Origin of the sequence: Saccharibacillus endophyticus, from assembly GCF_013185185.1 — a bacterium.
Lineage (GTDB): Bacteria > Bacillota > Bacilli > Paenibacillales > Paenibacillaceae > Saccharibacillus > Saccharibacillus endophyticus.
On sequence record NZ_JAAZWE010000002.1, the window covers coordinates 912,655 to 934,101 of the forward strand.

At 50.0% G+C, this 21,447-nt stretch carries 14 protein-coding genes; 6 read left to right on the top strand and 8 right to left on the bottom strand.

The annotated features are described in order from the left end of the window. Nucleotides 1-126 precede the first annotated feature (126 nt). Both HRQ63_RS09980 and HRQ63_RS09985 read left to right on the top strand, forming a co-directional pair. A complete protein-coding gene (locus HRQ63_RS09980) occupies nt 127-1,050 on the top strand; it encodes a hypothetical protein (RefSeq protein WP_172242626.1) in 924 nt (307 codons plus the stop codon). Between the two features lie 197 nt (nt 1,051-1,247). Then, the gene (locus tag HRQ63_RS09985; protein ID WP_371873205.1) at nt 1,248-1,520 is read left to right on the top strand and encodes an NHLP leader peptide family RiPP precursor; all 273 of its coding nucleotides are present in this window, start codon (nt 1,248-1,250) and stop codon (nt 1,518-1,520) included. A gap of 77 nt (nt 1,521-1,597) precedes the next feature. Here the strand turns inward: HRQ63_RS09985 and HRQ63_RS09990 are convergent, their stop codons facing one another. Beyond that, a complete protein-coding gene (locus HRQ63_RS09990) occupies nt 1,598-3,502 on the bottom strand; it encodes a sensor histidine kinase (protein WP_172242629.1) in 1,905 nt (634 codons plus the stop codon). 401 nt (nt 3,503-3,903) lie between these two features. On the opposite strand from HRQ63_RS09990, the gene HRQ63_RS09995 reads away from it, so the two are divergent. Then, a complete protein-coding gene (locus tag HRQ63_RS09995) occupies nt 3,904-4,068 on the top strand; it encodes a hypothetical protein (protein WP_166273239.1) in 165 nt (54 codons plus the stop codon). A gap of 129 nt (nt 4,069-4,197) precedes the next feature. Here the strand turns inward: HRQ63_RS09995 and pdxK are convergent, their stop codons facing one another. Together pdxK and HRQ63_RS10005 are read right to left on the bottom strand one after the other, a co-directional pair. Further along, nucleotides 4,198-5,007 (bottom strand): pyridoxine/pyridoxal/pyridoxamine kinase, encoded by an 810-nt coding sequence (gene pdxK / locus HRQ63_RS10000; protein ID WP_172242632.1) that lies wholly within the window; start codon nt 5,005-5,007, stop codon nt 4,198-4,200. A 181-nt stretch (nt 5,008-5,188) separates the two neighbouring features. After that, complete coding sequence (locus HRQ63_RS10005; RefSeq protein WP_172242635.1) at nt 5,189-6,415, bottom strand: MFS transporter; 1,227 nt, start codon at nt 6,413-6,415, stop codon at nt 5,189-5,191. 462 nt (nt 6,416-6,877) lie between these two features. Here HRQ63_RS10005 and HRQ63_RS10010 point away from each other — a divergent pair, with 462 nt between their 5' ends. Beyond that, the gene (locus HRQ63_RS10010; protein WP_172240669.1) at nt 6,878-7,456 is read left to right on the top strand and encodes a hypothetical protein; all 579 of its coding nucleotides are present in this window, start codon (nt 6,878-6,880) and stop codon (nt 7,454-7,456) included. Nucleotides 7,457-8,230: 774 nt separating this feature from the next. Beyond that, complete coding sequence (locus HRQ63_RS10015) at nt 8,231-10,288, top strand: endonuclease MutS2 (protein ID WP_483407255.1); 2,058 nt, start codon at nt 8,231-8,233, stop codon at nt 10,286-10,288. A 76-nt stretch (nt 10,289-10,364) separates the two neighbouring features. Here HRQ63_RS10015 and HRQ63_RS10020 read toward each other — a convergent pair whose 3' ends face one another. From HRQ63_RS10020 to HRQ63_RS10030, 3 genes are all read right to left on the bottom strand, one after another. Continuing rightward, complete coding sequence (locus HRQ63_RS10020; RefSeq protein ID WP_172242641.1) at nt 10,365-13,181, bottom strand: amidohydrolase family protein; 2,817 nt, start codon at nt 13,179-13,181, stop codon at nt 10,365-10,367. Next, nucleotides 13,181-16,156 carry a P-loop NTPase fold protein gene (locus HRQ63_RS10025; RefSeq protein ID WP_172242644.1) on the bottom strand — a complete coding sequence of 992 codons (2,976 nt, stop codon included), beginning with the start codon at nt 16,154-16,156 and terminating at the stop codon, nt 13,181-13,183. Before HRQ63_RS10025 ends, HRQ63_RS10020 begins: the two co-directional genes overlap by 1 nt. A 272-nt stretch (nt 16,157-16,428) precedes the next feature. Continuing rightward, a complete protein-coding gene (locus HRQ63_RS10030) occupies nt 16,429-19,119 on the bottom strand; it encodes a beta-mannosidase (protein ID WP_172242647.1) in 2,691 nt (896 codons plus the stop codon). Nucleotides 19,120-19,248: 129 nt separating this feature from the next. Between HRQ63_RS10030 and HRQ63_RS10035 the strand changes: the two genes are divergently transcribed. Beyond that, entirely contained in the window at nt 19,249-20,130 is an 882-nt protein-coding gene (locus tag HRQ63_RS10035; protein WP_216673881.1) for an ROK family protein, read from the top strand. Between the two features lie 469 nt (nt 20,131-20,599). Here HRQ63_RS10035 and HRQ63_RS10040 read toward each other — a convergent pair whose 3' ends face one another. Further along, entirely contained in the window at nt 20,600-20,824 is a 225-nt protein-coding gene (locus HRQ63_RS10040) for a hypothetical protein (RefSeq protein ID WP_172242650.1), read from the bottom strand. Nucleotides 20,825-20,835: 11 nt separating this feature from the next. Then, nucleotides 20,836-21,354: a YkvA family protein gene (locus tag HRQ63_RS10045; protein ID WP_172242653.1), complete on the bottom strand. Its 519-nt coding sequence runs from the start codon at nt 21,352-21,354 to the stop codon at nt 20,836-20,838. Nucleotides 21,355-21,447: the final 93 nt, after the last annotated feature.

Genomic DNA, 21,447 nt, shown 5'->3' on the forward strand with positions numbered 1-21,447 from the left:
CGGCTTTTCAACCAAACGATTTTTGTGTTTCATGCTCGGCGAGACCGTATGAAATTTTACGGGAGCAGCATCTGATTTACGGGTATATAAGGGCAGAACGAAAACCTTGCCGTAAGGAGAGATTCCATGCAACTATCGGTAGAAACAAGGCGGGAAATGCAGCGCGCATTCGAAGCCTGCCGGGAGACGATCGGAGGTTTTCCCCAGCCCTTCGCCCGGCTCGGCATTCGTTATTTGGATCGATTCGATCCGGGACTGGGAAACGGCCCCACCAATTACATCTGCTGCCTGCTCCCCTATTGGCTGCGCGAGGCGGCAGGAGCCGCGCTTGAACACTGTCGGGAAATCGCCGAAGCCAACATCTTCGGCATGCTGCATTTCCATATTCAGGACGAACGAATGGATCGTCAGTCCGGTCCGGATCGCCCTCACATCGCACTGTCCCAACTATTAAACGCAGAGATGACCGTTCGATATGCCGCGCTGTTCCGCTCCGCAAGCACCTTCCGCGAAGCTCTGATTTCTTGCACGGCCGAATGGGCAGCAGGGCTTGCCGCTGAACGAAGCACAGATCCTTTTTACGAACGCACGCAAGATATTGCAGCCCGATCCGCTCCGCTACTGCTATGCCCGCTAGCCTTATTCCCTGAAAACCAAGCTTTGCAGGCACGTGCGCTGCATGCGGTTCGCGAGACTCTGATTACCCTCCAAATGGCCGATGATTGGGCGGATTATGCGGACGACCTGCACGACGGCTCCTACAACTGCCTCGTCTCGCTCTATCGCAAAGAATACGCAAACGCAATCGAAACCCCGATCTCTTCTCGCGATATCGAAGCTGCCGTTTATGAAAAAGGCATGCTCGGGCGCTACGCGGAATTTTCGGCTGCCAGACAAGCTGAACTTGAGGACTACCGTGCAGACTTCCCTGGCTTGATCGGCTTTCATGCTGCTCTGGCCGGTGATTTGGAACGCATCGCAGCCCGGATCGAAGAAGAAAAGCAGAAGCTGTCGCTAGGCGGATTAAACTACTGGCTCCTCGGTCAGTAGCCTTCTTTTCAGCTCTTTTCAAGACGTTGCTTTCCCGCTTGCTATCCCCTCTTATCCATGTTATGATTTGCCATAAAAACAAAACCTTCTCAGTTCGATCGCGATCCCATGAATTTTCGATCGGCCTCGGATGGACCCAACGTCACTTGTCCTACTGTTCAACAATCATGAATTCGCACGCGAAAGGATGATGTTCAATGGCAACCCTGACAACGGAAACTTTGATCAAAACCCAAGTGATTCAAAAAGCATGGGAAGATCCCGAATTCCGGGCCCGTCTGCTGGCCGATCCGAAGAGCGCCCTGCGCGACGCTTTCGGCATCGAACTGCCTGACCATATTCGCCTGACCGCAGTCGAAGAGTCAGCGAATGATTTCTATCTGGTTATCCCTCCGAACCCTTCCGACATTATTCCGAAAGCCGAGCGAATCACCATCGAGCCGGCAGCCATGTGGGGAACAGGCGGCTAACAGCGATATTCATCCAGCATATTGATCCAAACACGCAAGGAGCGGGACCCCCGCGACCTCGATCTACCGGAACCCTCCTACTCGGAGGCTTCCGGTAAACGAATGGTTGCTTCGGTTCCCGCTCCTTTTTCGCTGCTGAATTTTAACGTTCCCTGCATGGCTTCGATAATCCGGAATGTAACCATAAGCCCAAGGCCTGTTCCTTTTGTCTTATTGGAGAAATAAGGTTCGCCGAGCCGCTTCAACTCCTCCGGTCCCATGCCTACCCCGTCGTCGCGGATGCGGATCACGATCTCGCCGTTTTCCTTGGATGCCGCGATCGTAATCTGACCTTCGTCCTGAAACGCCTCGATGCTGTTTTTGATCATATTGATGAACGCCTGTTTGAACTTGGACGAATTGCCTTTGACGTAAAGATCGGGAGCAATATCCATAACGATCGTTCCGTGATGAATGCTGGCCAGCGGCGTCAATACCCCTTCGATATGACGGAATTCTTCCGCAATCGACAAGGTTTTTATATTTTCCGCACCCGGCTTGGCAAACGTCAGAAAATCGGTAATGATTCCCGAAGCCCGATCCAGTTCGTCCAGCGCCATATCGATGTACGCTTTGTCCGACGAAGCCGAGCGCTCGCCCAGCAGCTGCAAAAACCCGCGGGTCACTTGAAGCGGATTGCGTACCTCGTGGGCAACCGATGCCGCCAGCTCGCTGATAATCTCCATCTTCTCCGCATGCTGCAGTTCATTGTTGAACATTTCGAGTTCCTTCGAGTATTGGAGCACCTGATTATGCGTTTCGGCAAAGCGCCGACCCAAGACCACGATCAGCGAAATAACGAAGACCACCATGCCCCATTTCCACCAGTACAAATCGTATTGCTCCTCTGTCGCGTAATAACGGAACAATTCGAACACTCCCACTCCCGCAAAAACGGCCAAGCCCGCGTTGAAAATCCATGCGTCTTTGTTCTTTTGCAGGCTGTATACCACCGAGCAGACCAGCATCGTCAGCAGCTCAACGATCATTAATCCCCCGAGCACCGTCGTTGTCAGGAGATAGTAGACGGAGAAAAAGCGCTCGTTCGTCAACACGTTTCCGAGTAAAAGAAGCAAACAGAAGAACGAGTAGCCTAATTGGAACCGGCTTAGATACAAGATAGAGTTTTTGTATCCTTTTCCGAAGATAAGCTGGAAAAAATACAGGAAGGAAGGCAGAAGCGCGAAGAGTCCCACATCGAACAACAACTGGAGCATTCGTCCGTATTCGGGGTAAAGCGTGAATAAGAACGGAGAATACGTCGCGACGAGCAGGCCGATCGATAAAATGACGAAGCTGAGCGACAACCAGGCCTGAACATAACTTCGATGCAAAAACAGCGCGCAAATCAGCATGACCACCCCGATCAGCACAAAAGAGCCGCCGAGCATGATATCCAGCATGTCCTTGGTCAAATATACGGTCAGCAGTTCATAAAAACTTCCGAACACGATGTTCTGCACGATTCCCGATCGTTCTTCCGTGAGCTGCAGGCGGATATAGACGGAGCTTCCCGCGTCTTCCGCGCGAAGCGGCAGCAGCAGTTCGTTCATCGCGTAACGGTATTGCCGATGGGAATCGAACAGCTCCCGATACTCGGTATACACCACCACGTTGCGGGCGTACGCTTTCTCGATCAACACGGCGGGAATCGGCCAGTCGAGCTGGGGAATATCGATCCTTACCCAGGCCCAAGCCGCTCCGAGCGGTCTGGACGGCGGCATCGACTCCTCGTCCATGGCGATCCAATCCGGCGAATGCAGCACCCGTTCGGGCGGCGTGACGGAGCCTTGCTCCCAACCGCCCGGATCCCATAAAAATTGCCATGACCCGACTTCGACCGCCGCCGCTTCGTCTTTTTCGCCGGGGAAAGCTTTTATGCACAAAAAAATAATGATCATGACTCCGATTAGAACGGCTATTGTTTTCGGTAAAGTTCGCATAAGCCCTCCTATAAGGTCCATTCGATCTTCGACCCCTCCGGGCAAGAAGATCGAATGAACCCGCGACAAGCGATTCTATTCAAACGATCTTGATCTCTTGACTTTGATCTCTTGACCTTAATCTTTTGATCTTTTGATCTATTGATCCCTTGATCCCTTGATCCCTTGATCCCTTGATCCCTTGATCTCTTGATCCCTTGATCCTTTAACCTTCGATCCTTGCCCTTATGTACCATTCGCCGTCGTCCCCCCGGTTCCCTGCCGTCTTTCTTCTTCCTTTCGGAATTACGGGTAAAAAGCCCTTGTTTCAAGGTACGGGGGTCCTGTGTATAAATTATCAACTTAACTGCTCTGCAACTTGGGGCTAAGCGAAAACAAGATACATCAAGGAGGAATTCAACATGAATAATTCGCATAGAGACGTGGATGTCGAAGAACGCAGAATCGAGAAAAAGTCGGACTCGAGCATGGTTGCTTCAACATTCATCAAGTATGCCGCGTATATCATCATCACGTTCGGCATCTTGTATTTCCTCGTTCGTTATGTCTTCCCGATGTTCCAATAACCGTAAAGCAGGGCCGTTCAAACGTCCCGATATGCAAAAAAACGGATTTCCTTGGCGATTGCCCCGGAAATCCGTTTTTTGTCGTTTTATCAGTCGGTGTTCCGACATCGCAAGTCCTTGGACCTGTTCTTAGTCGCGATATAACCGATGAGCCGCGTGCAGCGTAGGTCCCACGAAGGAGTTGATCGGGAAGCCGTGGCGAATGGCTGCGGTCACGAATGCTTTTGCATTTTTGACTGCCGTGCGCACATCCGCGCCTTTTGCCAATTCAGCCGTAATGGCCGCCGAGAACGTGCATCCCGCACCGTGAATATAATTCGTCTCGATGCGATCGGACTCAAGCAGCTCGAATTCTTGGCCGTCGTAGATCAGATCGACCGCTTTCTCGTGCAGCAGCTTGCCTCCGCCTTTGATCACGACATGTTTCGCGCCAAGTTCGTGAATTTTCGCGGCCGCGTTCTTCATGTCTTCTACCGTGCGGATCGGCGCCGTCTTCGCAAGCTGGGAAGCTTCGAACAGGTTCGGCGTGACGACCGTCGCTTTAGGAACCAGCTTTTCCAAGATGGCTTCCGCCGTATCCGGGTTCAAAACTTCGTTCTCGCCTTTGCAGACCATGACCGGATCGACGACGAAATGCTCCAACGGACGTTCTTCGATCTTGCGCGCAACCGCGTCGATGATCGCAACCGTACTCAGCATGCCTGTTTTGGCCGAGGTCACGCCGATCCCGTTCAACACGGTGTCCAATTGGCTTTCCAACAACTCTGCCGACATCGGCGTTACATGATGGCTCCACAACTGCGGGTCCATCGTAACCACGCAGGTGAGCGCGGTCATTCCGTATACGTTCAACTCCTGGAATGTTTTCAGGTCAGCTTGAATGCCTGCGCCCCCGCTTGTATCGGAACCGGCAATCGTCAAAACTTTAGGTATCGTCATCTTCCAAACGCCTCCTGGGTCTATATTGTAAGCCTGTTGGCAGCGCGGATCGAAGATCCGAACTGCCGGCCTGCTTGTCTGTTCATGCTGCGCCCGATTAACGGAATACACCGCAGCCTTCGGTAATGGTAAGACGAAGCGACTGTCTTGTCAACCGCTTACGAAAGTCGATTTTTCCGGCTTACTTCGATTTGCCGTCCGCGATATTCGTCTTCCGGAACGGAGCGGTCTGGTCGATCTTCTTATAATGAGCGATAAAGGCACAAGCCAGCAGCGCCACGCCGTTGATCACGAAAATCCAGTGGATCGGAATCACCGCGCCCAGCACGCCGCCGATCAGCGGTCCGGCCATCGTGCCGATCTGCGTCGCCGACTGATTCAGGCTGAAAGCCCGGCCGCGGAATTCGGGCTTGGTCACCTGCACGATCATGGCATTGACTGCCGGGAATACAGCCGCGAAGAATAATCCGTACACAAAGCGCAAAATGCCGAATCCGACATAACCGGTCACGAAAAATTGCAGCAGATTGCCCACCGCGCCGCCGATCAAGCCGATCATCAGCACTTTGCCGTAACCGATCCTGCCGCCGATTCTGCCCCAACGCGGCGCCATGATGACGGTCGCCACGCCCACCGCGGAAAAGACGACGCCCGATACCAGCGATATTCGGTCGGACGCGATGTCCATGCCCTGCACGTAGATCGTAATGAGCGGTTCCAGGATCATGACCGAGAAGTTGCTCATCGCGACGAGTCCGAGCAAAGCGAAAAATACCGGAATGCCTGCCGCCTGCTTCAAATCGTCTTTGACCCGCGAGCGAACCTTCGGCCGTTTGAATTCTTTTTCGTGCACCAGGAACGTCGCGACCAACGCCGCGATCAGGACGATCGCGCTGGAGAACAGGAAAGCATTCCGGTTGCCGAGCGTAAAGCTGACCACGCCGCCGATCAGCGGTCCGATAATGTTCCCGGAAGCGCTGGCCGTAGCCATGATGCCGAGCGCATACCCCGTCTTTTCTTCCGGCGTGTTCGTACCGACCAGGGCAATCGCCGCCGGAATGAATCCGGCAAGCAGGCCCTGGAAGAGGCGAAGCGCCACAAGCTGAACCGGATCCTGTACGAAAAAGTTGATGAAGTATAAAGCCGCCAAACTATAGCCCGAGCGAATCAACATCGGCTTGCGCCCGTACTTGTCGGCAAGCGATCCCCAGAACGGGGAAATCAACGCGCTCGACAAAAACGTGATCCCGAAAGCCACGCCCGCCCAGATCGATAAATATTGATTTCCTACGCCGAGCTCGTCATGCATGAAAATCGGCAAAAAAGGGATCGAGATCGAATAGGCCATGCTGCAAAAAAATACGCCGGCCCATAATACGATCAAGTTTTTCTTCCATGAAAATTCCATCCGTCCGCACGCCCTTTCGCATGCAAGACGACGTCCGCTCCTATAGGGATATCGCCCGATGATCCGAAAGCGATCCGAAGAGATCGGTCCGCCGCCCTGCCGAAGTCGACATTCGCTACAATGCGTGCGATACCTCCGCCGACCCAATCGCCACGCCGCAAACGCCCGTTGTTTCTAACCTATTAATTTTACTCCTATTCGATAAAAATTCCCAATCGAACCCGGAGGGTTCTAGCGAAACTAAACCCGATTTCAGGTCATATGACGCAGCAGGCTCCGCAAAGCGCAAAAGCATGACGGATCGCGGCCGGATGCTCGGATTCCCCTGCACCGGGCGAAAACAGGCTGAACTCGCATTCCCGGGAAACCGGGTCGTAAATCGGCAAGAAGGTTACATCCGCAGCCTTTCGGGTAAACGTATGTATACAACGAATACGATGAACACGAAGGAGAGATGACATCATGGCTTTCGATCCGAGAAACGAATCCGACCGCGCGCACGAGCGTTTTCAATTGGAACGGGATACCCCTTACTCCGAGGAACGCGGCATTCCTGACGAAACGCTGGAATATGTCGATACGGTTCAAGAAGGCGCGCCCGTCGATGCCGGTCAGGCGATAACCGACCCGGAAGCGTACCCGAACCGTACGGAAGAAGATCCGCATTTGGACTCTCCGTTATTGGAAGACGTACCGGACGCCGACGATCTGCATCCGGACAGTCCCGTCGATCCGGCGGCTCCCGCTCAGGACGAACCTCACGGAACGGACCTGCTTAACGGCGCCGGCGGAGAAGAAGGCCGCGCGGAACTATCTGCAGAATCCGAAGATCCGGACCGGCCCCTGATCACCGACGGAGACCGCGAGACCGTGCATCATCCGGATAACCTGGTGACCGAACGCGATACCGATCCGGAAAACGGATTGTTCCGCGAAGGTTCTTTCCCTTCTTCCCTGCCGGACGAAGTTCAGAAAAATCTGATCGATTCCGAGACGGATCAAGGCTATCGCGACGAAGTCTATACGGACGAAGACGAGTAAAACCTGATTGAATGAAGATCGCCTGCATAGGCAAACGCACCGGACAAAAAGCTTCCGTACGAAGCCGCTGCCCGGTGCGTTTTTTCGTCCGCGCCAAAATAAGCTTGACCGGCTCGACCCTCCGCTTTATGATGAGGATAACTTTGAGTGCAAAGGGGAAATTTTGATGACGGGGTATGTTCTTAACTAATCAATTCCATAATGGATAGTATTCATCGGGAACGATCGAAAAATCGCGTCAAGCGGTTTTATTTCGCGTTGCCTGCTCGAAGCTGTCCGGAATTCAGTTAAGAACAGCGAATCATTTCTCCATAAACTTGAGGCGGGTATTTTACTCTTTCGAGTTTTCGGGCCGCGCTGTAGCTGAAGCGCGGCCTTTTTGGCGTCTGCGCGCAAGAAAGGATCGGCGGCTCGGTGCCGTCTCCTTCCTTACGCGCCGAACGCCTGCTCCGCGCGGATACTGCGGAGTGCGGACGAATCTTTGAAAGAAACGAACGCGTTGCGGCTTTTGGTGCGAAAATTCGGCGAAACGCCGAATCTGCACGATAAGCATCGCGTTCGGAGGCACGGGAGTGCCGGAACCAGACCTCGGAAGACGGAAGATAAGCTGATCAGAGCGTCTTCGAAATCGAACCATCGATTTCGAAGACGCCGACTGAATCGGCCTGTCTTCCGTCTTTTTTTGTTTTCCGGCTATGTCTGCTTCAACACTGCATATGCTAATACTAAGACCAACACGAAGGAGCGATTCCGATCATGACCACCATTTCGACGATTCAACCTCAAACACTGGAACGCCTCGAATACGAGCGCGTCAAACATGAATTATCCGTCTATGCCGTTTCTTATTTGGGCAAAAGACATATCGTCGAACTCCAGCCGATCACTGACGCCCGAATCCTGCGGCGGCGCCTGGACGAGACCGACGAAGCGACAAGCGTACTGCGACGGGGAGCCAGCATTCCGCTTCCGTCGCTGACGGGCATGGAGCAGATCCTCGATTTGCTCGGCTCCGGTTACGTCTTCCAAGAACAAGATTTCACGCATCTGCATCAGTTCCTGCGCAGCTGCACCCAGTTGATCGACTATATGCGCGCAAAAGCCGATTGGGCACCTAACGCCGCCTCTTATGCTTCCGGCATGCACCGGCTGGAACGGCTGCAAGAAGAAATCGAGCGCTGCATTCGCAACAGCCGCGTGCTGGATTCCGCCAGCCGCGAATTATCGAAAGTCCGCCGCCGCATGGCAACCGTCGAAGAACGCAGCTCGCGCCGACTCGCCGAACTGATGGCCAAACACCGCTCGATCTTGCAGGAAAGCCTTGCCGTGCAGCGCGGAGGCCGCTCCGCGATTCCGGTGCGCAAGGAGTATCGGAAAATGGTGAAAGGATCGGTATTGGACGAATCCTCCAGCGGCCAGACCGTCTATGTCGAACCGGAAGAAATCCGTCAGTTCCACGACGAATTGGAGCTGCTGCGAACCGAGGAGGCACGCGAAGAAACGAAGATTCTCAGCGAGCTGACCGGGCTTGCCGAAGAGTTCCGCGGCGAGCTGGTCGTCAATGCGCAGCTGGTCGGCGAATATGATTTCCTGTTTGCCAAAGCCCGTTACGCGCTGGCGCTGGATGCCGTCAACGTCAAGCTGAACGAACACGGAATCATTATTTTGCGCGGCGCCCGCCATCCGCTGATGGGATCGAAGATGATTCCTCTGAATTTCGAACTGGGCGAACGATTCCGCATGCTGATCGTGACCGGACCGAATACGGGCGGCAAAACGCTGGCGCTGAAAACGGTCGGTTTGCTTACTTTGATGGCGCAATCCGGCCTGCTGATCCCGGCCGAGACCGGCGGCACAATGGCAGTATTCACCGGCATCGAAGCCGATATCGGCGACGGACAAAGCATCGAACAAGCGCTCAGCACCTTTTCCGCCCATATCCGCCGGGTCAAAAGCATTTTGGAAACGGCCGACCGCCGCACTTTGGTGCTGATCGACGAGATGGCTTCCGGCACCGACCCGGGCGAAGGCGTAGGCTTGTCGATCGCCGTACTGGAAGAGCTGCGAAGACGCGATTCCTGCGTGGTCGTGACGACGCATTTTACCGAAATCAAAAACTTCGCTTCGTCGACGCCCGGCTGCGAAAATGCCCGAATGGAATTCGACGCCGAGACGCTGCAGCCGCTGTATCGCTTGACGATCGGCGAAGCCGGGCGCAGTTATGCGTTCGCCATCGCCAAGAAGCTCGGTATCCCGGATGCCGTGACTCGGCGGGCGGAGGAATTGACGCGGCGCACGAAGACACTGGAAGTCGGTCCATCTAGGCAGATAGCGACAGGAACGACGGAGAACCTTTGCGATTCTGGGGAGCTAGTTTCCGCTGACCTGACTACTGCGCCCCGTAACGTCATACGCGAAGATCCAGCGCTTTTGCCGGGAGCCTCGCTGCGGCGTGCAGAACCTGAAACTGCAACGTCTCCGAAATCAACAGAGGTGACAAGCGACGGGATTTCCGATTCCGAAGAAACCTTTTCGAAATCCGCAGCCTTTCGTATCGGGGACAGCGTCTCGATTCCTTACCTCGGGAAGACGGGGATCATCTATGCGGAGGAAGACGGCATGGGCAATATCGGCGTACAGATTCAGGGTAAAAAAGTTCGCATCGCCCGCAAACGTCTTCAACCGCATATCGCTCGCGAATCGCTGTACCCGGACGATTACGATCTCAGCATCGTGCTGGACTCCAAGGAAAATCGCAAAAAACGGCATAAGATGGAACGTAGGCACATGGAAGGCGTCTCGATCGAAATTTTGCCGGACGAACGGCCTTAGAAATGGTGAAAAAATAAGCTGTATAGGTTAACACTATTAAAAAATGCGAATTCGGCGTAAACCGAATTCGCATTTTTTATCTTGGAGACCCATAAGTTTCCAAAGCAGAGATCGTCATATTTAGAATATGAAGATATTGTTTTTTACTTTGCGAACCTCTTATAAAAGAAGTATCCATCCCTGCTTTTCTCAACTTTTCAATCCAATCTAAAGCAGCTTCTCTCCCCATTCCCTGCTGAAGCATTCCGTAATACATATATACGAGTTCGTTACTCACGTTCGTATTAAATACCATCGGATCATCTGAATTCACATTGACCAATACGTTGCCCAACTCCGGGTTTCCTGCAGCTTGCAGTTTAAAAAGCTGATTTCCGAATACCGAATCGATTTCTCCAATTGCCTCATTCGAAGAAGGGTTAACTTCGATTACGATTCCTTCGGCGGCGACTTTACGAATCAGGTAATCCTGCATATCGTTCATCATGATCTGTTCGATTTCGTTCGTCATGACATAAATTGGTTCTTCCATCCTCCGAAGAGTCTTCTCCTGATGATAAGTGATATAGAGCTTGTCTTGAAGTTTCATCGTGCGTTCATATTCTTGCGGATCGGCCGAGTTTTCTTTTTCGTATCGCAGCTTCTCAGCCTCGATTATTATACGTTTAAACCTGCGTTCATAAACGTCGTACAACACTGGAATACGTAAGTCACCTGCAGATATAAAATCGCCGAACAAATCTACCGCAATCCGATCGATCGTTCGCTCCAAATAAACCAGCGTTTCCATTTGGATTTTGGGTGCATAGCTGTAGACTCCCCATACCCAAAGCAAATTATCCAGGTACTCACCGCGTGGTAAAACGACCAGTGGATTATGTCTGACCCATTCCGAGATATTTACACCGAGCGCGATTCCATGCCCGATCCGATCGCCAGCATGGAGCTTGCAATACCGGAGTACTTCATCGATGCGGCGCAGGCCTGAAATCAAGTGACGAAAATCTTCACCTGCATGAAACGTGAAGAACAAACTCTGTCTCGGTAGGATATTGCCTTGCGGATCCACGATACGCAAGGCATCATACCTGCTATCCCGCGCTTCCTCGAATACAGGAGCGAATACCTGTACCGGCGTGTTATTTTCGAGACTAGCCGCGTCTAATCCGATAATAAAGTTTGTGGCCATAGGCACTTCGCTACGAAGTTCTTGAAGATGTTGGACTTGCTTGATATATTGCTCTTGCAACTTACCGAAGCGTAATGATTTGTGCAACGTATGGTCTCTTTCTTCGTCGTATGTCCACAAGTCCTTGCTTAAGTTGTCCGTTTTCTTGATAAGATGATAAACGATTCCGATTACTGGGAAATCGACTTGAGGATCTTTGTCGATATGGTAGTCTTTTTGCAGAATCTCTTTGTAAGACTTCAAAATATTCAACAAAATTTGCTTGTTTTTTTGCAACTCATCTTGGATCGATATCCTCAGTTCAACTTTTTTTAAATAGCGGTTCTGGAACAATGTCCGCAACATTGTTTTATAATAATCTTGACTTTTGGCTAAGCCGTCTGTCGCTCTGGAGAAGTAGCCTCTGAAAAAATCGAGGCCATGAAGTACGGTGGGCTGTGTGACTTGCTGATAAAACTCGTTTTTAATCGACAGATACCAAAAGAAGGTACGAAAAAATTGTTCGAAGTGTTCTTTTAACATAGGATCGTTCTCGATTCGATGCTTATAAGACAAGGCAAAATGAAGAAAAACATTTTCCCCGTAAGTATTTATGCCTCGAGTATTCGGGAAAATTTCGAAAATGAAATCCGTTTCTTCAATTTCTCGAACCTCTGTGAAAGCAAGTCTAATCCGGTCGATTGCTTGCGTCAATCGTTCAATCGACGCGAATTCGCGTTTACGATCCCTAAGCATATCCATCAGTAAATAGAAAGTGTCGGGGTCTTCTTGTTTAAATTGACTTTTTATCCAATCAAATAAATGTTGCCGAGAACTTCTGAAGGACTCCCGTGAAGTAAGTTCTTGATTGTCACCTTCTTCTTGATCTTTAAGATACAAGGTCATGATAAATCGAAGTAGTCGTGCCGTCAAAATATAAGATTCGACGTTTTTGTCAGAAGACAGATGATTTGGCTGGAACTTTTTTAAATAGTCTGTTTCTATGCGCCCATTCATCACGGCTTGCCACAGAATCGAAAAGTTAAACGCAGCCGAAGCATGGATATGATTTTCCGCTACCCCGCGTCGTAAAATATCATCCAACGCCGCATCCGCCAAATTAACATGTTGATAAAACTCATGGAGCTGGATCGGGTCAAGCAGTCCGTTCTTTACAAAATGCAATATGATCATCAAATCTAGAGGAATGAACCGACTGATAGTATGAAAGAAATGGACTTTGTGGGGGGCGCTGTATTGCTCCATAAAGTCGATAAATCTCCACTTTTTATCATGATTAATATCATTTTTCCAGTATTTGAAAACCACATCTCCATCTCGATAAGAAATTAATGCATTTCCGAACTCCTCTAATATTTTGAAATAATGTAAATAAAGCTTTTTTTCAGGTGCTGTTGATGATTCTCCGGACTGAAAACGGAATCCGTTCTTCTCCGCTTCTTCGTCATCGCACAGCATAGGGTAAAATTTTTGCAATAGTAAAGTAATTTCGTCTATACTTTTTGGACGCGCTTTTCTTAGAATTTCGTTCTGAATTTCCGTATGCAAATGTTTACGCGCTTTTTCGCGCCCTTTTTTGCCGACCGTATTGGTTCCACTTGTATAGCCTAATACTTCCAAAATCTCACAATGATCAACAAAACGGAGGTTCTGAAAAGGGAAAAGCGAAACGTTGATAAGTAAGGTGATTTTGTTGATCATCATCAAAAGTCCTTATGATTGATTCCGTCGATACTCAATTTAAGTTCTTGAATTTCTTCTTGATTCAATCGGTCTTCGTCTAGTTCGTTCATCAAAATATTGTATTCTTGAATATATTGAGCAGTCTTTTTCTGAAAAGTATTTTGTGCAAACCGTAACTCTTCTGAAATAAATTCTTTTGCTTCTTCGTAAGCCACTATATTCACTTCTGATTCACTTGCTTGCACATAAAGTGAATACTGCTGAATCGTAAATGATTCTTGTCTCGAAAAAGCGTTTGATAATTTGGCACCGTTTCTGAGTTCCGGCAAAAATTTGTTAGCGTCCGTCCTTCCATAATAAACTCTGTTATTTTGAGCCAAACTTTCTATTTTTTCAAGCGCTTTATAATATGATAAGAAAGTTACTTTTTCTTTATTAGCGATTTGACTATAAATAGCTTTGGCTTCGTCGTATCGGGTATACGTCACTCCCGAATAAGCATTGAGAAAATCATCTGACTCTTTTTTGTTCATTGCGCTCAGATCAATAAAAAGCTCTTGATCAAACAGTTTTTGTATAAGATCGCTAGAAAATTTTTTCATTCTGCTTTCTACCATAAAAAATAAAGACTCCGGCAATCCTAACAAACTCCCTTTACTACTTATTTCGGCATTAATCGTATTCAATAGTTTTCCAGCATGAGCAGAAGTCTCTCTGAATTTAGCATAAACAAGTGGACTTTTTTTGAGTTCTACAATTGTATTCAAAAATAGTGTCCTTTTGGCTTGCAAGCCAAAGTTAGTATTTCCTTTTTGTTTTTCTCGATCTGTATAACTAAATTCAGACATTTTAGAGTTCCATACTTGCATGACAAGATCAAATTGTCTTTCGGCTTTTACGGACTCCGCCGTTTCTGCACACAGGGATTCCATAAGATTTATACTAAAGTTAGCCAAACTTTTTCTGAAAAGGTCTTGGGCGTAATAAGCTTGATAATAAAGTTCTTGGATCAGAGCACGTTCTGGAAATGCCACACTTTCTTTCAGATCCTTTTTGTACTTTCTCAATTTTTTTTCTTTAAGCAAAAGCTCATGAATCGCCCGAATAGCATTCTCATCTTTAGATTGAGCATCGCTGGCGTCCCATCGGGTGCGATAATAGAATTCTGGTCTCACAAAATCGACTACTGATTCTGCAAAAATTGCGGCAATTGTTGGGTCAGAAAAAACAGCCAGGCTTTCTAATAAAAAGAACAATCTATATTCTGCATATTGGTTTCGATTCAGATAATTGGATACAATATACTGTTCTTTTATCGCTTCTTTATTTTTTTCTTGTTCGTTTAATTTTTGAATAGTTTCTGGCTCTGATAATACATTGTCCATCACTTGTTTACGCCACCCGAAATAATGGTTCGAGTCTTTAGTCATCTGCGGTAGCAATGCCGTGACAAGTTCTGCGATCGTATACAGCGCCATGCGAAGATAATAATGGTCGTTTGTAGTAGCCGTTTGAGTCTCTAATTCGTTAAGAATTTCATATTTTATGACGGAATTTGTTTCATCGCTCCCCCATATCAAAAAACTTTCATAAATAAATCCTTGATAAAGCGATAGCTTATTATTGGACAAAATCAATGTATCGACAAATGCTTTTACTAATTGAAAGTATTTTTTTACATCCTTGTTTTTATTGTTCTTAGTTTTCACCAATTGGTTGAGATGATAATAAGCATTTACAATTCCTCGTGGTCTTTCATCGAAAATAATGTAACCTCTACTGTTAGCTTTTATTGTAGGAGATTTTTGTTCTTGTTCTTCGACTGGATAACCGAATACCGACCATTCGCCTAATGCTTCAGCTAATTGATCTGCTAACGTCACTTCTCCAAAAGCAAAGTTCGGAATTGTTTTTTCGTTCCATTTGATTAATTGATGCCGCCGTGCAGGAGGAATAATTTTTTTAATGTATTCATGGGCTAATCCCGTTTTTCGTTCCAAGATAGTCATCGCTTCATTGGATACTCCTTCGCTTTCCAAATCTTCAAGTTTTCCTTTGAATCTTTTCAGCGAACTTATCGCTGTTAAGCCAAGCTGCTGCAAAGGCTCGTCTTTGAGCAATGCAAGTGTCAGCGATTCTGTCAAAATTTCGTAATCTCCTGATAAGACGGTCACAATATTAGGATGATTGGTATACTGCATCAAAGCATCCATTAATTCTCGCGTCTTGGAGGTTTTCAAATCGATATCGTCGATGAAAATGTAGATCAGTATAGCTTCATCCGTTTGAACTTTGTTTCCTTCCTTCTCGTCTTGGCAAGGCTCCTGCTTGACCAGGAAATGCTTGACTTCGATTATCGTATTGATCAACGTCATAAGCTTTTTTTTGAATTCGATATCCGGAATCAATACTCTTTCGGATTTGCGTATATGGGTAGCAAAATCGGCATAATTTTGTCCGATAATATCGCGGTATTGACGTTCGGTGTAGAGATGGTACTCGATCGTCTCGTCGATAATTTGTTTAAGCGGATTGTTGGGCTTCAGTATTCCGTTGTTAAAATACGGGTTAGGATCCTCATGAAAAGCCTGTTGTTTTTTCAACGCTTTTAACAGCGATTTTCCTTCCTCGCATAATAAACCTACAATCGAACCGATGATTTTCGTATTCTCTCCAAAATTGTCTGGTTCGATCAGAGGAAGCAGAATATTTGTTTTTCTCTCTGACAATTTTGCTTGAAGCGTGTACAACACCGAAGATTTACCGGTTCCTCTCGGGCCAAAAATCCCTATCGTATTATTGAAATCCTGCCTATCTTTTTGATTTTGCTCATTATTTCTATAAACTGAATAATATGTAGCCGAATTTTCAATCTCTTTTAATTGCTCCAATAACAAGTCATAAGTAGGTATAATTTTGTAGACTTGTTCTTTTAAGTCACGTGCTCCAATTCGAACATCCGGCTGTTTTTTAGAATGATTTTCGTTTGTACTCATTTTGACACTCCTTCATTTTTTGATAAGACATCGAATTTCAAAGTTCCCCAAAATTCAAATGTATATAGATATAATGGATAACTTTTCATTGTTATATTTACATTTCTATCTTACTTGCTTGTTTTCCTTTATTGATTTACTTTTTTAGGAAATATTTTCGGAATTCAGTCACTGAAATGTAATAAAAAAAGACTAATATCCGTATATAACAAGATATTAGTCTAACTATTCAAGAATAAAATTTAATTACTTTATACACTAAAAGGAATCTATTAAGCGTTTAACACGCTCACTCTCAACTCCGTTCGTACGAAATCTTCCGGCAGCTCCGAACCGTCCAGCATCGACAGCTCCACCGTCCTACTTTCTCCCGGCAGAAGGTCGAAATAATTGTCGCTGAAGTGCACCCGTCCCCGCGGCAGTTCCAGCTTGACCATCCGGGCCAGCGAACCGGCGGCGCTGACCGTTACTGTGCAGCCCGTCGCGCGCTCTTCCGATGCCGAAGCGGAAGCAGCGTTTCTCCCGATCGTCCGCGCGGCGTCTATCGACTCGTTTAAGCTCCATGCCAACGCCGCCGCTCTAAGCTTCAGCTCCCGATGGTCGCGCAGCATGTACGTTTGTTCGAACTCTGCTTCTCCCCCGCTGATCCAGCGCAGCCGGACTACCGCTTCAGCCGCATCCGTGCCGTTTAAAGCTTCAGCTTCGCCGATCTCCCCAAGCAGCTCGGGCCCGCGCAGCGCGCTTTCCGAGCAGAAACGATACTCCCCGATCTTTTCCCCGTCGAAAGACCACACTTCCAGCGCCGCTTCCGCTTCGATCGGCTCAAGCCCGTCGTTCACCGCCCATACTTTCAGCGGCTCTCCCGGTTCGTGTTCCAGCGACAACAACAGCGGATGATAGAACTTTTTCGCGTAATAATAGGAAGCCTTCGGCAGCAGCTCGTAATCGATCATCGCCCAGCTCGTTCCCGGCCAACTGTCGTTGAGCTGCCAGATCAGACTGCCCCCGCTGCGCGGATTGCGACGATAATGCTCGACTCCGTAACGCAGTCCTTCCGCCTGGGTCAGCATCGAGAAGTTCATGTATTCCTCGATATCGCGCGGGATGCCGGTATAACCTTCCATCAGCAAAATGCCTTTGAGATGATTGGTGTCCTTGTTGCGGTACGCCATCTCTTCGCCGCCCCAGACCAGCTCGCCCGGCGGCATGTTTTTCTCCAGCGTATAGCGGTTGGCCGAAGCGTGCATGCCGAACTCGCTACTGAACAGCGCCATGTCCTGCTTGTAATTTTTGAACGTCACACCCTGAATGCTGTAATCCAGAATCGGCGCTTCGCCAAATTTGCGCGGGTAAACGGAACCATGCCACACCTGCCAGTTATGCCGATCGCCGACCTCCGGATCGTTGGCGTCATTGCCCCCGAACGGCGAGGACGGCCAGTAGGGACGATTGGGATCGAGCAGCTCCAGCACTTCCGGAATCAGCTCGTGGTAGATCAGCTCGCCGTAAAAGTCGCTTTTGATATCTCCGCCCGCCGTTTTCATATCGTACAGCCAGTCTATCTCGTTGTTGCCGCACCAGAGCGCGAGCGAAGGTCGTCCGCGCAGCCTTTTCACGTTGTATTGTACTTCGGCGCGCACATTGTTCATGAAATCCTGATTAAAGTCCGGGAACAACGCGTTGGCGAAAGCGAAGTCCTGCCAGACCAACACCCCTTGACGGTCGCATTCCTCGTAAAAGACTTCTTTTTCGTAAATGCCGCCACCCCAGATCCGCAGCATGTTCATCCCCGATTCGGCCGACAGCGCAATTAACTCCCGGTAACGGGAATCCGGAATCGCCCCGATCATATTGTCCGCGGGAATCCAGTTGGCGCCGCGGGCGTAAACCGGTTGGTCGTTGAGGAAAAAGCGGAACGCCGCGCGGCCCTCTTCGTCTTCGGTCCGCAGTTCGATCATGCGCACCCCGACTGCCTGTGTCACCGTATCGATCGGCGCGTCCCCCGCATGCAGCTCCGCCGTCAGCGTATAGCGATGCGGATCGCCCAAGTCGTGCGTCCACCAGAGCTTCGGATCGGGCAGAACGACCGCCGCGGCGAACGACGCTTTGCGGCGGTTTGCCGGACGCGCGGTTTCGGATGACGCGCTCGCGGATACGGACGCTCCTTCCTCTTTCGCAGCAGCCTCGTACACGATCTTTCCTTCCGCATCCGCAAGCTTCATTTTTAACGTAAGAGGCACATCCGACATTCCGCGATACGTCTGGATCTCGGCCGAAATATTCAGCTCGGCTTCCTGCTCCGTAATCGAAAGAGTTTCAACGAATACGCTTTCGATCTTGGCTTGGATATGCCGTTTCAATCGCACGCCGCCCCAGATCCCGACCGTGACCAGACGCGGACCCCAGTCCCATCCGAAATTCATCGCCGCTTTGCGCAGCCACGGACGTTCCTTCGTATACGAAGACCAGTCGAAGCGTTCCTTATCCTTATGATGCGGAAGCAGCGGATCGAAACGAACGGCGACCATGTTCCAGCCCGGACGAATCACCCGTGTCACGTCGAACGTATGCGCCATCAGCATATTGCTGCTCCGGCCGATTTCGTGTCCATTGACGAAGATCGTCGCAAAGGTATCCAGCCCGTCGAAGGTCAGCTCGAAGCGCTCGGCTTTGTCCTTCGTCAGTTTGCCGCTGTATTCGAAGCCGCGCCGATACCACCATTCCCGGTCTTCGACCCAGCGGCTTTTCAGATCATTATGCCCGAAGTACGGCGGATCGATCACCCGACGTTCCGTCAACGCGCTATGTACGTCTCCCGGTACCCGTCCCGTCATCCAGTACCGATCATCCAATCCGGGTGCCGCATTCTCCTGCGAAGGCGCAGCCCCCGGCGCGAAGTCTTTGATTCTCCAGCTCCCGTTCAACTCTGTGGTTATTGCCGCGCCGCTGTCGTTCGTGTCCATGCTTGAGTTCCCCCTTTTCGAGATAACGCTTTCAGTATTCTTCATCTAAAATAGCATAAGGCGGTGAAGGTGAACAGAAGAACGCGTATAATAAGGTACGATCATCATCTTTTAGAGGAGGCGCTGCATATGATTATCGGAGCAATCGAAGCAGGCGGAACGAAGTTTGTTTGCGGAATCGGCAATGAGCACGGAGAGATTTCGGATCGCATCAGCTTTCCTACGGAAGAACCGGGGAAAACGACGCAAAAAGCCGCCGACTACTTCAAGGATAAAGGGATCGAAGCACTCGGCGTCGGCTCATTCGGTCCGCTCGACCTGGATACGAGCAGCGCGACTTACGGCCATGTGACCACGACTCCGAAGCCGGGTTGGGCGAACTACGATCTGCTCGGGCATTTGAAAAAAGAACTGAACGTCCCTGCCGGATTCGATACGGACGTCAATGCCGCCGCTTTCGGCGAAGCCCGCTGGGGCGCGGCTCAAGGCCTGGACAGCTGCTTGTATTACACCGTCGGTACCGGAATCGGCGTCGGCGTCTATGCCGGAGGCCGATTGATCCACGGGCTGATCCACCCGGAAGGCGGACATGTCCTTGTCCGGCGTCATCCGGACGACACATTCGCGGGCGCATGCCCGTACCACGGCGACTGCCTGGAAGGCATGGCCGCAGGCCCCGCGATCGCCAAGCGCTGGGGACAAAGCGGCGACAGCCTTTCCGAAGATCATCCCGCTTGGGATATCGAAGCCCATTATCTGGCCGAAGCGATCACGGGAGCCATCCTGCTGTTGTCGCCGAAAAAGATCATCCTCGGCGGCGGCGTCATGTACCAAAACCAGCTATTCCCGCTGATCCGTCAAAAGGTGGCGAAGAACCTGAACGGATATGTGGCTTCTTCGGCATTGGACGATCTGGACCGCTATATCGTACCTCCGGGTTTGGGCGACAACGCCGGCTTAGTCGGCTCAGTGGCCTTGGGCGTGGAAGCGGCTGGACGGTTGCGGGCTTAGGTGGCGCTGCGGGAGAAATTCGGTCAAAATGCTGTCTCGCGCAAAGAGCGCGCTCAAAGGCATTTTGACCTGAATTTCTCCCTCCGCTGCTGCTCGCCGTGCAGGCACTTCCTTAGATAAATTAGTTAAAAAGATTAACATTAAGGACGGTTTGAAGGCCGTTTTAGGTGTTTGGAAGATAGATAAAGGCATGAATAGCAGTATACGCCAAACTAAAAGGCACAGCCCCATAATCGGCTGTGCCTTTTTCTTGCTGTTGCTGTTGCTTTTTCTTTTGCCCTTGTCCTTGCCCTTTAAAAACTACCTACCACGTGCTGAGGTGAGCGGAGGGGTGAAGGAGTCGTAGAAGCGAAGCGTTCGCCTTTGAAAATGGATTTCCTACCTCCAGCTTGTTTTATACAATCCGAGGAAACCCATTTTCAACACGCGATCGAAGACCCTTCACCCCGCAGCGCCTCCGCCTCCCACCTCATCCACGTCTCCCCCTCCGCCAATATCGGTATCCGATCCGAAACATACTATTGAGCATGATCAAGCCGAACAAAATGAAATAGATGATTTTGTTGTCCATGACGAGATCGTCATTCAGCAAATACACGATGGCCCCGGCTCCGATCAGGAAAAAGACGAAGTCGGCGGCATTCATAAGCTTGATCAATCGTTCCGTACCCGAACTGCTTGGATGCTTGTCCATGAGCTTCCTCCTTACTTATCCTGTATGTTGTCCTCCAACTTCGCTTCCACTTCGCCCAGATCGAGCGTCGCGCTTTCGCCGAACCAGGAGACCAGTTTGGCACGGGCTTTGCCGCGCGTATCGTCGTTGATATGCTTCGCGACGACGGCTACGGCCGCGATCAGGGTACCGAAATCGTCCGTGTATCCGGCCACCGGAATAAAGTCCGGGATCAGGTCGATCGGGGCGATGAAATAGGCCAGCGCGCCGACGATGACCGATTTCGCCCACGGCGGAACGTCCGCGTCTTTAAGCGTGTAGAACAGCAGAAGCGCCGCGTACACGACTTTGACTCCTGCTTTTTTGCCGAACTTTTTGACTTTTTCCCAGAACGAATCTTCCGAATACTGATTGCCATAGCCTTTGATCCGTTCGTTCAATTCGGACTCGTTGATCGGATCGCCTGCCGGGTCTTTGGCATTCACGCCGATTCCGAGTTTGTCGCGGCCGTAATCGGACACGCGGTCTTTCCAGCTTTTTTTATCCGCCATATCGGCATGACCTCCTGTGTACGATTTTTCGAGCGGCTATCCCATGCAGATACGCTCGTTTCGCTTTCATAACCACATCGCGCTTGCCAAACT